Origin of the sequence: Algibacillus agarilyticus (genome assembly GCF_003286125.1) — a bacterium.
Lineage (GTDB): Bacteria > Pseudomonadota > Gammaproteobacteria > Enterobacterales > Alteromonadaceae > Algibacillus > Algibacillus agarilyticus.
Window position 1 is genome coordinate 92,537 of record NZ_QMED01000014.1, and the last position, 16,330, is coordinate 108,866.

At 38.3% G+C, this 16,330-nt stretch carries 13 protein-coding genes; 7 read left to right on the forward strand and 6 right to left on the reverse strand.

Annotated elements, in window-relative coordinates:
• Positions 1–261: 261 nt before the first annotated feature.
• A complete protein-coding gene (locus DPX34_RS12335) occupies positions 262–750 on the reverse strand; it encodes a hypothetical protein (protein WP_232824723.1) in 489 nt (162 codons plus the stop codon).
• Between the two features lie 441 nt (positions 751–1,191).
• On the opposite strand from DPX34_RS12335, the gene DPX34_RS12340 reads away from it, so the two are divergent.
• Positions 1,192–1,581 carry an antitoxin Xre/MbcA/ParS toxin-binding domain-containing protein gene (locus DPX34_RS12340; protein ID WP_157964712.1) on the forward strand — a complete coding sequence of 130 codons (390 nt, stop codon included), beginning with the start codon at positions 1,192–1,194 and terminating at the stop codon, positions 1,579–1,581.
• 84 nt (positions 1,582–1,665) lie between these two features.
• Here the strand turns inward: DPX34_RS12340 and cadR are convergent, their stop codons facing one another.
• On the reverse strand, positions 1,666–2,055 hold the full coding sequence (gene cadR, locus DPX34_RS12345) for a Cd(II)/Pb(II)-responsive transcriptional regulator (protein ID WP_111978732.1): 390 nt from the start codon (positions 2,053–2,055) through the stop codon (positions 1,666–1,668).
• Positions 2,056–2,133: 78 nt separating this feature from the next.
• Between cadR and DPX34_RS12350 the strand changes: the two genes are divergently transcribed.
• The 3 genes from DPX34_RS12350 to DPX34_RS12360 are packed head-to-tail and all read left to right on the forward strand — an operon-like array spanning position 2,134 to position 4,409.
• A complete protein-coding gene (locus DPX34_RS12350; protein WP_111978733.1) occupies positions 2,134–2,793 on the forward strand; it encodes a cation efflux transmembrane domain-containing protein in 660 nt (219 codons plus the stop codon).
• A gap of 10 nt (positions 2,794–2,803) precedes the next feature.
• Positions 2,804–3,535, forward strand: coding sequence for a transglutaminase-like domain-containing protein (locus DPX34_RS12355; protein ID WP_111978734.1), 732 nt, complete (start codon positions 2,804–2,806; stop codon positions 3,533–3,535).
• Positions 3,522–4,409 (forward strand): cation diffusion facilitator family transporter, encoded by an 888-nt coding sequence (locus DPX34_RS12360; protein ID WP_111978735.1) that lies wholly within the window; start codon positions 3,522–3,524, stop codon positions 4,407–4,409. Before DPX34_RS12355 ends, DPX34_RS12360 begins: the two co-directional genes overlap by 14 nt.
• A gap of 83 nt (positions 4,410–4,492) precedes the next feature.
• Here the strand turns inward: DPX34_RS12360 and DPX34_RS12365 are convergent, their stop codons facing one another.
• The 4 genes from DPX34_RS12365 to DPX34_RS12385 form a co-directional block, all read right to left on the reverse strand.
• On the reverse strand, positions 4,493–7,621 hold the full coding sequence (locus tag DPX34_RS12365; RefSeq protein ID WP_111978736.1) for a CusA/CzcA family heavy metal efflux RND transporter: 3,129 nt from the start codon (positions 7,619–7,621) through the stop codon (positions 4,493–4,495).
• A 10-nt stretch (positions 7,622–7,631) separates the two neighbouring features.
• Positions 7,632–8,528, reverse strand: coding sequence for an efflux RND transporter periplasmic adaptor subunit (locus tag DPX34_RS12370; protein ID WP_111978737.1), 897 nt, complete (start codon positions 8,526–8,528; stop codon positions 7,632–7,634).
• 69 nt (positions 8,529–8,597) lie between these two features.
• Entirely contained in the window at positions 8,598–9,890 is a 1,293-nt protein-coding gene (locus tag DPX34_RS12375; RefSeq protein WP_111978738.1) for a TolC family protein, read from the reverse strand.
• Positions 9,891–10,343: 453 nt separating this feature from the next.
• Positions 10,344–11,243, reverse strand: a complete 900-nt coding sequence (locus DPX34_RS12385; RefSeq protein WP_111978740.1) for a cation efflux transmembrane domain-containing protein — start codon at positions 11,241–11,243, stop codon at positions 10,344–10,346.
• A gap of 167 nt (positions 11,244–11,410) precedes the next feature.
• Between DPX34_RS12385 and DPX34_RS12390 the strand changes: the two genes are divergently transcribed.
• From DPX34_RS12390 to DPX34_RS12400, 3 genes are all read left to right on the forward strand, one after another.
• Positions 11,411–11,758, forward strand: coding sequence for a hypothetical protein (locus DPX34_RS12390; protein ID WP_111978741.1), 348 nt, complete (start codon positions 11,411–11,413; stop codon positions 11,756–11,758).
• 83 nt (positions 11,759–11,841) lie between these two features.
• Positions 11,842–13,098, forward strand: coding sequence for an efflux RND transporter periplasmic adaptor subunit (locus DPX34_RS12395; protein ID WP_232824724.1), 1,257 nt, complete (start codon positions 11,842–11,844; stop codon positions 13,096–13,098).
• A gap of 10 nt (positions 13,099–13,108) precedes the next feature.
• Positions 13,109–16,309: a CusA/CzcA family heavy metal efflux RND transporter gene (locus DPX34_RS12400; RefSeq protein ID WP_111978742.1), complete on the forward strand. Its 3,201-nt coding sequence runs from the start codon at positions 13,109–13,111 to the stop codon at positions 16,307–16,309.
• Positions 16,310–16,330: the final 21 nt, after the last annotated feature.

Consider the following 16,330-nt stretch of genomic DNA (forward strand, 5'->3'; position numbering starts at 1 on the left):
CCCCATTAAACCAATATACTGAATTAAGTCTAGCGCCAATTGAGGTTTTTGCAGATTTAGCAATAGGTTTATAGGTAATTATGCCTTGTAACTCTCTATTGTCGTTAACATAGGTGGTAAATTACTCATCTTTATAAGTAATGGCTACGTGAAACCATTTATTGACCGGGTGTACCAAAGTTTCATCTCACTTAGTTAAGGTGAGAGTAATGTTACGCGAGACGAACCTCATTTAAAGATGGCCTAAAATGATCGCTTACTTTATTTTCTATCTAAAACACATTCAGCTAGTGTTTTAAAAGGAAACGGCAAAACAGTTGCGGATTTATTCCTAACATAATAAGTAGCTGTAAGCTCAACGCATTTTTTCTTTAAGTAATCAGGCCCATCTAGAAATCTAACATGGTTGAATTGGCCTCGACTAAACTTGAAACCACCTTTCGGCATACCAACAAAATATGCCGAATGCTCTGCGTCATAAAAATGCCCAGTTTGTGATTCTAAATACTCGTTATGCTGACCTTTTAAAGAATAATTTAGCAGTACACCTGTTTCTTCAAAATATTCATCAAATAACTGTTTCTCTGCATTTGAACGGTATTTTATTTCTGCTTTTTTAAAGTCGTTTTTATAAATAAATTCAGAACACAAAAATGTTGAATAATTAATATCTGCTGCATTTTGAGCATAGCCAAAACTATGTTGAAAATTCTCTTTTGGAAATTGAGGTGAATCAGCCCTTAATCGCAATGTTCCTTTTGCTCTATAATCAGGAAACTTAACATTATATAACCATTACAATCCGCAAGCCTCATGATGTAGCTTTCTAGAGATTCATCAGGAAATGGTAAAGGCCTAATAAGTAGCAAATCAGTAAATCACATTAAACAATCACTGTATTTAATTTAACCTAACATTAAAGATTATTCCAAGTTATCAGCTAAATATGTTAACTGAAATAAATCTAGCTTTAGTTGTTTCACTCGATAACATTTTTACTGGCGTATAAGGCACCATGGCCTCACTCAAAAAAGTTACATTAAGATTACTTTTAAATTTCACGTACACTTTTAGCTATATTCAACTTTTAAAGTAAATCCTGAGTAATTGATGGATGTAATAAAATTTAAAAGCTAAGTATTTTATATATTGAATAGTATAAAATTGACAATGTTATCGATTGGAGGCCTCATGAAAAAAGTGTCAGCTAGAAGTAGCGCCAATATTGATCCACGTGTAGGTATTCGAGCCTGTAATAAGATACTTGATAAATGGGGATGCACTACCTCTCAAAAAGTTGCTATTTTGGGTATAAATGATACAAAACTTGAAACTTATCAAAACGATAATTCCCCACCTATACAGACAAACGAGCAACTAGAAAGATTGAGCTATATTTTAAATATCCACCTTTCATTAAAGGCAATGTTTTCAAATCCCGAAAATATTGATAATTTTATGTCCTTGAAAAAAAATAACGCTTATTTTAATGGCCGAACTCCAATTTCGTTAATTGAAACCGGTGAACTAGTTGTCTTGCGTGAAGTGGCATCACGACTGAACAGTATAGGAAATCACTAGCAGTTTTATACAACGGTTTCCACTGACTTTCACCTAAACCGATTAGATTTTGAGTTTTCAACAGAAAATTTCTTAAGTTTTTATTTAACTGTCTAACGACTTAATTATCCCGCAAGCCCCAATAGTATTATCTGAATTACAAGTGCTAGCCATTTGTTGTAATTCATTTTTTAGGGCTTTTAATTCTTTCATGCGCTTATTGACCAAATCTAGTTGCTGCTTAATCAATTTATTAACACTAGAACAGCTTTCTTCAGGTTTGTTTTTTAACTCAATGAGTCGTTTAATATCATTCAGTGGGATATCTAGACTACGACAATGTTTGACGAATTCCAACTCCTTTAATGACTTATCAGAATACAGTCTAAAGTTACCTTCAGAACGTTCAGGATCCGACAGTAAGCCTTCTCTCTCATAATATCGGATAGTTTGTACTGAACACCCCGATGTTTTCGATAACTCACCTATTTTCATAAAATATCCAAACAAGCTTGACTCTATAGTTACTATAGATTTTATAGTTGAAGCATACAAGTTAATTGGAGATATAAAATGAGTGGTTGCGGATGTGAAGTTGAGCTAAAAGATAATCAACAAAAAACGGTCTTGTATTGGCTGTTAGCGATTAATGCTTCGATGTTTGTTTTTGAAATTGTTTTCGGCTGGTTATCAGAATCAACGGCACTAATTGCAGATTCACTAGATATGTTAGCGGATGCTATTGTCTATGCCATAGCTTTATATGCTGTTGGTAAGTCAATCCAACATAAAGCCAATGCAGCTTTAATAAGTGGGTATTTCCAACTAGGGTTAGGTATTTTAATACTGCTAGATATTGCTAGAAGGCTTTACGGTGATAGTGAGCCTCATTCATGGTTTATGATTAACGTTGGTTTGGTTGCGTTAGTGGCAAATGTGATTTGTCTTATCCTTATTCGCAAACACAATAATGGTGAAGTGCACATGAGGGCTAGTTGGATGTTTTCAGCGAATGACGTCATAGCAAACCTTGGTGTCGTTATCGCAGGTATACTTGTAATGATGCTTGAAGAGCGTTGGCCTGATATTGTCATAGGAAGCATTATATCAATACTCATTCTTCGTGGTGCGTATCGCATTTTAACTGATGCTAAGCAAGAGTTAGCTAATGCAGAAAAATCATGTGAAACATCAAATCAAAATAAACAATCAACCTCGTGTTGTTCAAAGTGAGAACACATAGATGAAGAGCCAATATTTGGAAAAAACCAAGGTCGTAGATTTTGAACACCCCGCCATTCAATCATTAATAGCAGATCGTAAATGGCAAGGTCTTGATGATTACGACAAAATCGGTGCCGCTTATCAGTTCGTCAAAAATGAAATTATATTTGGTTACAATGAGAGTGATGATATTTCAGCAAGCAGTGTTTTAGCCGATGGTTACGGACAATGTAATACCAAAGGTAACTTACTGATGGCCTTGTTACGAGGGTTAGGTATTCAATGTCGATTTCACGGATTCACCATTGATCAGCAATTGCAAAAAGGTGCTATTCCAACGTATGTCTTTTGGTTAGCGCCTAAATACATTATCCACAGTTGGGTAGAGGTTTACTTTGATGGACGTTGGATCAACTTAGAAGGCTTTATCTTGGATGAGCAATACCTCACTTCGTTACAACAGAAATTTAGCGAAGAAAAAGATAACTTTTGTGGTTATGGTGTTGCGACAAAATGCTTCTCTACTCCAGATATAAATTGGCGCGGAACTGATACCTATATTCAAAAAGAAGGTATTCATGATGATTTCGGACTTTATGACTCTCCTGATAAGTTCTACCAAGAAAAAGGCACTAATTTGTCAGGCGTTAAACGTTGGATGTATCAACGAGTGATCCGTCACCTGATCAACTTCAATGTCGCCAACATAAGAAAAACGACAGAACTGGAGGTACAAAATGCACAACCATAATCATAGTCATCAACATGGTAAAGATGACCGTATTGGTTGGGCATTTTTCCTTAATGTGACATTCACTATTATCGAATTTATAGGTGGTTGGCTCACTAACAGTACGGCGATAATGGCAGATGCAGTTCACGATCTTGGTGATAGTCTTTCAATAGGTTTTGCGTGGATTTTAAGTCGTTTTTCAGATAAAGAAGCATCAGATAAGTTTAGTTATGGTTATCGTAGACTTACTCTCTTTGGCGCATTGATAAACAGTATTGTTTTAATCATTGGCTCAATTTGGATTTTATTTGAAGCAATTCCAAGGCTGTCCAATCCTGAAATGCCTGTAGTCGAGGGGATGTTAGGGCTAGCGATACTCGGCGTTGCCGTTAACGGATATGCTGTATTAAAATTAAAAGCGGGTGAAACATTAAATGAGAAAGTGCTGACATGGCACCTTCTTGAAGATGTACTTGGATGGGTTGCCGTTCTTATAGTCTCTATCGTACTGTTGTTCGCTGAACTGCCGATATTAGATCCCCTTTTATCAATAGGGTTCACGCTGTTCATCTTGTTTAATGTTTTCAAAAACCTGAAATCAACACTCGTTTTATTTCTTCAAGCTGCACCCGATAAAGAGACTCAAAAGCGTATTGAACTATCACTAATGGAATTTCCTGAAGTTAATGGTATCCACCATATGCATTTTTGGTCACTGGATGGTGAAAGTCACGTTTTAACAGCGCATCTTGAGCTAAGTGACAACTTTGACGTTAAAGAATTAATTAGACTTAAACAAGAAGTTGCAGCTAAATTATCTTCCTATCACTTATCGCATACAACGATAGAGTTTGAGTTTTTAAATGAAAATTGTAGAGATGAAGCGCAGTAAGCTTTATCAACCAAAAGTTAGGCATAAAATATAAAAAGCAGCTTAATCAGGCATAACCAAGCAATTAAGCTGCTTTTTTGTTTTTAAATTTCGTCAGATTGCTGTTTACTACTCTCAGCGCCATGCGCCCATTGATATAAAATAGGCAATACAAACAAAGTTAAAATGGTAGAAGATATAATACCGCCGATAACAACTGTTGCTAGTGGTCGTTGTACTTCTGCACCAATTCCAGTGTTTAACGCCATTGGAATAAAACCTAAACTTGCGACCAGTGCCGTCATTAAAATAGGTCTTAAACGAATGATGGCACCTTCAATGATTGCTACGTAAAGGTCGCCTTTTTCATGCCAAAGATCTCGAATAAAAGCCAACATAACCAAGCCATTTAATACGGCGACACCTGATAATGCAATGAAGCCGACACCTGCCGAAATTGATAAGGGCATGTCTCTTAAATAAAGTGAAAATACGCCCCCAGTTAATGCTAAAGGCACGCCACTGAAAATGATCAATGCATCTTTTAATGAACCAAATGCAAGAACCAAAATACCTAAGATAACAACTAATGTGATCGGTACAACTAAGCTTAATCTTTTACTCGCTGACTCTAGTTGTTCAAACGTTCCGCCATAATCAAGCCAGTATCCTGCGGGGATTTCTCCCTCCTGATTAATCTTAGCTTTCACTTCTTTGACAAAACTGCCTAAATCTCTACCACGAACATTGACGGTAACTACAACTCTTCTTTTTCCGTTCTCACGGCTAATTTGAGCAGGTAAAGACTCTGATTTAAGCTCGGCAACTTCTTCAAGTGGCACATAATTACCATTCTCAAGAGGAAGCGGCAGATACTTCAAACCATCGATATCCGTTCTTATTTGCTCTGGTAAACGAACAACTAACTCAAACCGTCTGTCACCTTCATAAATGATCCCCGCAGATTCACCGCCTATTGCTGTGGCAACCCAGTCTTGCAGTTCGGTAACACTCAAACCATACCTACCAAGCGCTTCGCGTTTAGGGATTACCGATAAAGATGGAACACCTGTGACTTGTTCCATTCGGGCATCTGCTGCACCATCGACGGTTTTCACAATATTTAGAATATCTTTTGCGGTCAGTAATAACCGATCCAAATCATCGCCAAAGACTTTGATACCCACGTCTGCTCTAACGCCAGAAATCAATTCATTGAAACGCATTTGAATAGGTTGAGTGAATTCATAGTTGTTGCCAGGAATGTTTTTCAGTACCTTTTCCATTTCTTCAACTAATTCACTCTTCGGTTTTGAAGGTTCATTCCAATCTTTGCGTGGTTTTAATATAACAAAGATATCGGCAATACTCGGTGGCATTGGGTCGGTTGCTACTTCTGGAGTACCGATGCGCGAAAATACTTTATCAACCTCAGGAAATGCTTTAATACGTTGTTCAAGTACCTCTTGCATTTTTACTGATTGCTCTAAGCCAGTTGATGGAATTCTTAACGCCTGTAGCGCAATATCACCTTCATTTAATTGTGGAACAAACTCTGTCCCAAGCGTAGTTGCTAACCAAAGGCTATACCCTATTAATAGCGTTGAAAATGAAACAATAATCCAACGAAATTTCATTGCCATAATTAGTAATGGTTTATAAATAGACTTGGTTGAACGAATAACAACACTTTCTTTTTCGCTGATTTTACCTTTCATAAATATCGCAACAGCAGCAGGAACCAGTGTAACTGAAAGGATCATGGCTGATATTAACGCCATTACGACAGTTGCCGCCATAGGATGGAACATTTTCCCTTCAACACCAGTTAGGGTGAAAATGGGTATGTATACCACTGTGATAATGGCTACACCAAACAGGCTTGGACGTATGACTTCTGAAGTGGCTTCAAAAACAGTATTTAGTCGTTCCCTTAAATCTTGCCTATGGCCGTTGTGTTGCGCCTCTGCTAACCGACGAACAGAGTTTTCAACGATGATCACAGCCCCGTCCACTATCAAACCAAAATCCAATGCGCCAAGACTCATTAAATTGGCAGATACTCCCGCTTGTACCATACCTGTGATTGTCATTAACATTGATAGTGGTATTACAGCGGCGGTTATTAATGCGGCGCGTAAATTTCCAAGCAATAAGAAAAGTACGACGATAACTAATAGCGCACCTTCAACGAGGTTTTTAGTAACGGTTGCAATCGCTTTATCTACTAACGTTGTTCTGTCGTAAACAGGCTCTGCGGTAATGCCCTTTGGCAGAGATTTTTGTATTTCGCTAAGCTTCTGTTCCACTGCTAAGGCAACGGTACGAGAATTCTCACCAATCAGCATCATGGTTGTACCAAGCACTGTCTCAATGCCATTACGAGTAGCAGCCCCTGTTCTAAGTTCTTTTCCTATAGCAACATTGGCAACATCACTTATTTTTACAGGAATACCATCGTTCTTTTTGATGATGACATTGAGGATCTCATCTATTGTCGCAAGTTGCCCAATGGAGCGCACTAACACCTGTTGTCCGTTTTGCTCGATATAACCCGCTCCACGGTTATCATTATTTTTACGTAATGCATCAGATATTTCTTCAAAGCTCACACGATGAAAAAGTAATTTTTCAGGTTTCGGTGTTATGTGATATTGCTTGTTGTAGCCGCCGATACTGTTGACCTCAATGACGCCTTTAACTTGAGCCAATTGCGGTTTAATGATCCAGTCTTGTATTTCTCTTAAGGCAATAGCGGTATAAGGATCTCCATTAGGCATTTTAGCGTCAGGAGAAGCTTGTACGGTATACATAAATATTTCGCCAAGCCCTGTCGAAATAGGACCCATTTCTGGCTCTAAGCCAGAGGGAATAACGCCTTTTATCGCAGCTAGTCTGGCATTGATTAAGTTGCGAGCGAAATAAATATCGGTTCCCTCTTCAAAAATAACGGTTACTTGGGATAAACCATATCTTGAAAGAGAGCGGGTATGAGACAGCTTTGGCAATCCAGCTAAGGCGGTTTCTACAGGAAAGGTTACCCTTTGCTCTGCTTCTAAAGGTGAATAACCGGGGGCAGAAGTATTTATTTGTACTTGTACGTTTGTTATATCTGGAACTGCATCAATGGGAAGTTTTTGATAACTCCACATACCAACGCCGATGATTACCATCAGCAAGCTTAATACTAAATAGCGCCTATTTATGGCTAGACGCAAAATTGATTCAATCATATTGCGTCTCCTAATCGTCGTCTTCTACTTCAGATTTCAATATATCTGCTTTGATCAGATAACTGTTTTTGCTTACATATTCAGCGTCTTTACTGAGGCCATCAATGACCTCGATATAGTTTTTGTCTGAACGACCTAGAACAAGTGGTGCAAACTCGTACTCTTCGTCTTCTTTTACAAAGACACCTAATTGTCCAGCCAGTTCTTGTATAGCAACTTTCTCCACCGCTAAATCCACCTCAAATCGGTTTATCTTTATGCTGCCCATTAATAATTGGCCTGAAGTTAGGTTTAGCTCAGTGTTATTTAAACGTACACGTGCTAAAACATAAGGTTGGTCTTTAGCTGGAATAATATTGGTGATGACGGAGTTGAATGCTTGGTCACCATGCTCAATGTCAACAGACTGACCGACTTTGATATGATTGTACTGGTTAGTAAAAACCTTAAATTCGGCCCACAACGTGTCAAAATTGACGATTTCAAACAAGCTGGTGTTTTGCGTGATACCACCAATATTTCCATTTCGGTGTAAAACGACACCAGAAACAGGCGATGTTATTTTATAAGTATTTAAGCTTTCGTTAGATTCAATAACGGCTAATATATCGCCTTTTTTTACGTTATCACCAACAGTGGAGTTTATTGTCTTTATAACGCCATTATATCTAGCGCCAACTTGAAATAATTGTTCAGCGCCTATCGTCGTAGCGCCGTATACAGGGATAGTTTGGTTCAACGTTTTTGAAGCTAAATAGGCTGTTTCAACACCAACCCTTTTTGCCATGTTATTGTTAATTTTGCTAATGCCTTCTTCGCCTTCATGTTCATCTTCACTAGCGAAAGCACTTTGAATGGGTGATAGATGCCCGATAAAAATCAATAGTGCGAGTAAATAGTTTTTCATTTTTAATTCCTAAACGATTCAGTTAATAACTGAATCAATAAATTATTATTAAACTTAAAGTGATGCTTTTTAGAGTGACAGCGCTTCGTTTGTTAGTTTTTCTATCTCTGCGCCGTAAATCAGGGCAGCAGATGCCGCATCAATAAGGGTTCGCCGAGCATTCAACAGCTCTTGTCTAGCCGATACATAATCAAGGTAGCCATATCTACCTTTTTGATAGGCGTCTTGAGTATCTTCCAGTGCATCTTCAAGCATTGGAATAACTGACTGTTTTAATGAATTTGCCGTTAATATGGCTTGTTTTCTATTAGAGTATGCTCGCAGTAAGTAATTTCTAAATCTTAACTTAGTCGCCTCTTTTTCTATGGCAACTTGGTCACGTTCTGCTAAGGCACTAGCGATTGCGCCAGAATTTCTCTTTTCAGCAAACAAAGGTAAGCTAAAGCCAGCAACCAGTGCGGTATCATTGGCTTCTTGAGAGCGCCTAACACCTACAGACCACTTGATATTGGCAGTTGACTCTGTTTTGGCTAACTGTATCTCAGCCTCTTTTAGTCGCTGTTCGCTTGCATAGATTTGAAGAGCAGGGTTCTTCTCTAACTTCGCAAAAAGGCTGTTAAAGTCACTGTCGCTACCAAACTGAAAAAGATCACCTTTTACTTCAGAGAAGGTTACAGAGTTTTCCCCCCAATAGGCTGCTAATGAGAGCTTTAAATATTCCAAGCGCTTTTGTTCCGATTGAACGGTTAAATTTGCCTGAGCAATAACTGCTTTTGAACGTTTCACTTCAGCCTCAGGAGTAGCACCTGCGCGGTTACGCTGAGATACAATCTCTAACGTTTCTTTAGCTAAACTCAGCGCATTTTCTGCCAATATTACTCTTTGTTGGGCTGCAAGTACTTCCACGTACTTCTCAGTGACTTGAGCCATTAAGTTAAGCGCTGCCACCTCTTTTTCAGCATTGAGTAGTGCTCTGGATTTTGAAACAAGTCCAATTCGCGCTGAGCGTTTATCTCCCATTTCGATAACTGAAGATAGGGCAATGGTTAATTCAGCACTGTCGAATGCATTAAATTCACCTGAGCCTGCAAAGTTCTCAGCTTCAATTTCTAGTTCATATGCGGGATTTAAACTTGCTGTTTGTTCTTGTCCTGTTAATGCCGTTTGCTTGAAATCAAATATTTTGAGTTCTGGGTTTTGTTTAAGCGTCCACTGAATTGCCTCTTGAAGGTTTAACTGCTTTTCAAACGCATAAACATTAAATGTAAAAAGTGACAAAGCGAGAAACGCGATATATTTAAGCCGAGGTGTTACACACCTCAAAATTGCTATCTTTCGATGCACATAGGTATTAAGTGCCATGTATACTTTCCTATAAATTTATATTGTTATTTAAGCCAATTATGTTGACCTTTGTAAATTTGATATAAAAATTAGACGTATTTAGGGGGACGAAATGGCACTGACATATAGCCTTTTAGCTCAGAAGAAACTAAGGCGTTGGTGGGAAAGTGATTTATTACTTGTAAAACATTACAAGAAGAATCTGCATTTAAAAATAGGTGGCAACAGCAACAAAAATTACAATTATCAATTGAACTGTTGTTATTATTTACTTCAAATACATTGGAGGTCTCTGAAGCTTTTAATGGGGTAATTGGCTCAGCTAGTGATGTTTTAAAAGAACTTTCGTTTAAGTTTATTTCAAACTCCTCTAGCGAAAAAAATACAGACTGCACCGCGATTAAAATCATTATCAAGTATGATATATATGGTTTAAGATACGATGGGTGCGTTAAGTTCATTATTCTTTATTTAATACTTTAGCTGTAAGATACGACGAGCACCGTTTAAAACGACAAGTGCAATTATCAAACCAATCACTAAATCTGGATAACGGCTGTTTGTTACTGTAACTAATAAGCCTGCTAGGATAACGCCAACGTTTGCGATTACGTCATTTGCAGAAAAAATCCAACTCGCTTTCATATGAGCACCATCTTCTTTATTGCCAAAGATTAAAAACAGACAAGCAATGTTAGCGATTAGTGCTACTCCACCAAATATCATCATTAAAGAAGAGATCGGTTCACTACCGTAAACAAAGCGTCTTACGACTTCACTCAAAGCACCTAGCGCTAGAATAATTTGCAGTACACCAGATATATGTGCAGCTCTAAGTTTCATTTTGATGCTTTTACCGACAGCATATATAGCTAAACCATACACCGCAGCATCAGCAAACATATCTAATGAGTCGGCAATAAGGCCAGCAGACTGTGCAATAACCCCTGCAATTACCTCTACAAAAAACATAACTCCGTTAATAGCCAACAACCATTTTAGTGTTGATGCTTCTTTCATCTCATTTTTTTGGGCTAGCTCTTTTGCTTTTGCAGCTTCTGTGCTGCAACTTTCGTTAGTTGATGCTAACTCTGCACCGAGTTTAAGTTGTTGTAACTTTCTTGTTATCTCATCTAAATTTTCATCATGATAAACTTTGACTAATCGACTAGGAATATCAAATTGCAATCCAACGGAAGGTTCAATAGAGTCAAGTGCTAACCTGATCAACCTCTCTTCTGAAGGACAATCCATTTGAGGCACTTTATATGTACTGACAAACGCGCCACTATAGTTATCTAATTGTGCATCAGTATTTACGTCTTCATTGGTAGAAGATGATTGACACTGACCACTACATTTTTCTGACATATTTAACATTCCGTAACAATATTAAAATAAGTATAAAATCTATAGTGGCTATAGAGTCAAATAAAAAAATGATTTAATGTAAAGAGTATGGAAATAAACAGGGAAAGCTAGTTTAAGTAAATAGTTTCTGCTAGTATTTTAAATACTATATTTAACTGGCGATAACTTTGAACCTTAATGTTGTACTAAAAATGCTCTTAGTTATTTCGATTGTTTTACAATCGTTAACTGCTGTTGCATCCGCAACATCTGAGAGTCATCAAATAGATATAGAGCATCTGCAAACTCAACATGATCATGCCAATGATCGAAGCAATTCAAATGATAGTGCCTCTGAACAGCATAATGAAAAAGATTGTCATCATTGCGGACACTGTAGCGGAAGCCACTTATCGACAATCCTAGTTAATGATTCAAACAGCTTTGATAAATTAATAGTTGTTAATAAAACGCCATATCAAGTTGAACAAACGAATAGCTTTCTTGAAGCGATACTTCGTCCTCCCATTGCTTAATTAGATTGATTTTTAGTGAACTGTATATCCCCCGAAAAGGATAAATAGTTCGTATTTTATAAATTAAATAATTAAGAAACCTTATGTATATATATATTAAAAATGCAGGTGTAGGCCTGTGTTTACTCATAGCTGTTAGCTTTTCTGTTACTTCTTATGGCAAAAATAGTCCTGTTTCATCGCATATTAGCCACGAACCAAATAAGCACACTGAGCATAGAGATGAACATGTAAAAGAAACTAATAAGGAACCAGATAGCCATGTTGACGTGGGACATGACAACCACGATCATGAAGATGAAAGTAAAGGAGTTGAAGAGGATGAGCACGAGGAAGGTATAACACTGAGTGCTAAGAAAATGTCACTTGCTAATATCAAAGTCGAAAGTATTAAACCTGAATATCAATTTAGTACCGTATATGCCCCTGGCGAAATAAAAGCAAATGGCTATAAAAGTTACGTGGTATCACCTCGCACTGAATCAGTCGTAATTCGTCGGCATGCTGCTTTAGGGGATCATGTAAATAAAGGGAAAAAACTGGTCACTTTGTTCAGTGAAGCTGTAGCCCAAGCACAGGCTGACTATTTAATTGCTTCAACCGAGTGGCAACGAATAAAGAAGCTAGGTAATAAAACTGTTAGTGAAAGTAGTCTTTTACAAGCAGAAACCACGTACAGTGCAAACTACGGCAAACTCATCGCTTTAGGGTTAACTGCAGAAGCCATTCAAGGTATTTCTAACAAAGACATTAATGCATTTGGACAATACACGTTAACAGCTCAACGTGAAGGTGTCGTGTTACAAGATGACTTCATCCAAGGGCAACGAGTGGCTGCTGGAGATACCATTATGCTATTAGCTGATGAAAAAAATCTTTGGGTTGAAGCGCAAGTATCACCTAATAAAAAGATAGAACTGTCAGTGAACTCCCCTGCGATAATAAAATTAGAAGATAACAATTATGAAGCTAAAGTCATTCAAGAAGCTCATACAATCGACCCACAAACACGCACAAGGGTAATTAGGTTATCGGTAGAAAATGCTGAAGATCAGCTCCATTCGGGCATGTTCGTTAAGGTTTACTTTCAATTCACGACTTCAGAAAAAATTATGGCAGTTCCGGAAGAAGCCTTAATTCGGAGTGCTGATGGTGATTGGACTGTATTTGTAGAAGATCACCCAGGGGAGTTTAAAGCGATTGAAGTTGAATTAGGGAGAGCTTTAGGTGATTTCAGAGAAGTCATCGGTCTTGAGAGTGGTACGCGTATAGTCACCCAAGGTGCGTTTTTTGTTGCATCTGAAATTGCCAAAGGCGGATTTGATCCGCATAACCACTAGGGGCTAACTCATGTTTAATAAATTAATAGATTGGTCAGTAAACAACAGGCTTCTTATTTTAATTGCACTATTTGCTTCTATTGCTGCTGCAATTATGGTTATTCCAAAGCTCAACTTGGATGCTTTCCCAGACGTTACCAACGTTCAGGTTGCTGTAAATACTGAAGCACCAGGGTTGGCAGCTGAAGAAGTTGAACAGCTTATTACTTATCCTATTGAAGCTGTGATGTATGCCTTACCTGATGTTGAGCAAGTTCGTTCAATATCTAAAACGGGTCTTTCTGGTGTTACAGTAGTGTTTAAGGAAGGCACTGACATTTACTTTGCTAGGCAATTGGTATTTGAACGACTTCAAGCTGCTAAAGAATTGATCCCTGATGGGGTTGGTACGCCAAATATGGGACCAAATACTTCGGGTTTAGGACAAGTTTTTCAATATTTGCTTATTTCAGATAAAGGCGCTGGTTTTGATGCTATGGCACTTAGAAGTCTTAATGATTGGATAGTGAAGCTACTTGTTATGCCCGTTGATGGTGTTACTGATGTACTGTCATTTGGCGGTATTGTTAGGCAATACCAAGTCAATATCGATCCCTCTAAATTGTTAGCATATCAGCTCACTCAAGAAAATATAGTCACTGCGTTAGATAGTAACAATGCCAATGTTGGTGGCTGGTATATGAACCGAGGTCAAGAGCAACTTGTTATACGTGGCACAGGCTGGTTTGAAAGTGGTATGGCTGGTATTGAAAACATTAAGCAAGTACCTGTCAAAACCATTAACGGGACCGTAGTAACTATATCTGATGTTGCCAAAGTAGAATTGGGCAGTGAAATTCGACAAGGCGCAGTCACCATGACGCGTAAAGCGTCAAATGGTGAAATTGAAGCATTGGGTGAAGTAGTCTCAGGCATTGTCCTGAAACGTATGGGATCAAACACCAAGGCTACTATTGATGGTATTAATGCAAGAATACCATTAATTAACCAAGCTCTTCCGCAAGGTGTTCGTTTTGAACCATTCTACGATCAGGCTGATTTAATTGAAAAGGCGGTCTCAACCGTTGTAGATGCTTTATTGCTTGCTTTTGTTTTCATCGCGATTGTACTTGCTTTATTTTTGATGAACTTAAGGGCTACATTGTTAGTGCTTATTTCTATCCCTATTTCAATAGGAATAGCGTTAATGATTATGGCTTGGTGGGGAATTTCTGCGAATTTAATGTCACTAGGCGGAATAGCTGTGGCTATTGGTATGCTTGTTGATGGCTCAGTGGTGATGGTTGAAAACATGTTCAAACATTTAAATAAACCAGATCCAACTCACTCAGAGAGTGTTCAGGCGAGACTTCCTATATCTGACTTAGATCCACATGACGTTGAACATGATAAAAACGGCATTAGGCTGCGTCTTAAACAAGCAGGTAAGGAAGTAGCTCGCCCAGTGTTCTTTGCTGCCTCAATTATCTTGGTTGTCTTTACACCACTTTTCAGCTTCGAAGGGGTTGAAGCTAAGCTCTTTCAACCGATGGCAATAAGTATCATATTAGCGGTAGTTTCGGCTATTGTCGTCGCTTTATTCATTGTTCCTGCTTTGGCAACATACCTGTTTAAATCTGGCATCAAAGAAAGAGAAAGTTTTGTACTAAAACCATTAGATAAGCTTTATAGAAAAGGGTTAGCATTCTCACTTAAACGTACAAAATTGATCGTTTCAGCAGCATTAGTTTTAGTTGTATTGGCATTTTCATTAATCCCATTTATTGGTACTGAGTTTGTTCCTGAGTTAGAGGAAGGTACGATTAACTTAAGGGTTACCTTGGCACCTTCTTCAAGTTTAGACACTGCGTTAACAGTCGCGCCGATTTTAGAGACAAAGTTAATGGCGTTTCCAGAAGTAACTTATGCACTTAGTCGAATTGGTCGCCCTGATATTGGTGGTGATCCAGAGCCTGTAAACAATATTGAGATATATATTGGATTAAAGCCTGTTTCTCAGTGGACAAGTGCTAATAACCGTTATGAGCTTCAAGCTCAAATGGAAAGATCTTTAGAAGAATTTCCTGGCTTATTACTCAATTTCTCTCAACCAATCGCTACTCGTGTTGATGAATTACTTTCAGGTGTTAAAGCACAACTAGCGATAAAATTATTTGGGCCTGAGCTAGAGGTATTGGCGAGTAAAGGCCTAGAAATCGAATCTGCCATTAAAGAAATTGAGGGTGCTAGAGATGTTGCGTTAGAGCAAATTGCAGGTGAAGCGCAATTAGTCATTAAACCAAACAGGCATGAACTCTCTCGATTTGGACTTTCAGTAAGTAACGTAATGGAAATTGTGCGCGACGGCATCGGTGGTGTCGAGGCGGGTCAAATCATTAAGGGTAATGAGCGTTATGATATTTATGTGCGGATTGAAGAAGAATATCGAAAAAGCAAAGAAGCCATTGCTGATATCAGGCTTCAGTCACCGACAGGCGCATGGGTGCGTCTAGGTGATGTGGCTTCTGTATCATTTGAATCAGGCCCACCGCAAGTAAGACGTGATGATGTACAAAGGCGTGTCGTCATCCAAGCCAACGTACAAAACCGAGACATGGGGAGTGTTGTTGTCGATATTAGAAAGGTAATTGATGAGAAAGTTGATTTGCCTTCGGGTTACTCGGTAGCAATAGGTGGACAGTTTGAAAGCCAACAACGAGCTCAAAACAGACTTGCTATTGTCGTTCCACTTTCTTTAGCGCTTATTGCATTACTGTTATATTTTGCTTTTGGCTCAGTTGGCCAAGCCATGTTGATACTCGTAAATGTTCCTCTTGCGGTAATTGGCGGTGTTTTTTCATTGTACATATCAAATCAATACCTATCAGTACCTAGCTCAGTCGGGTTTATTACCTTATTTGGTGTAGCGGTGCTAAATGGCGTGGTAATGGTAGAAAGTATCAACCAGCGCATTAGAGATGGACTAGATACATCTAAAGCCATTTTTGATGGCGCTACGTCGAGGTTGAGACCTGTTTTGATGACCGCAATCACCTCAGCTTTAGGCTTAATCCCCATGTTAATGTCAAATGGAGTCGGTGCTGAAATACAGCGTCCATTAGCAAGCGTTATTGTTGGCGGACTAGTTACAGCAACGCTTCTTACTTTATTTGTTCTGCCAGCACTTTATGAGTTTTTTTCGAGAAAGAAGATAGAAGAACTAAGCCGTTAACAATATTTATTAACTCTATAA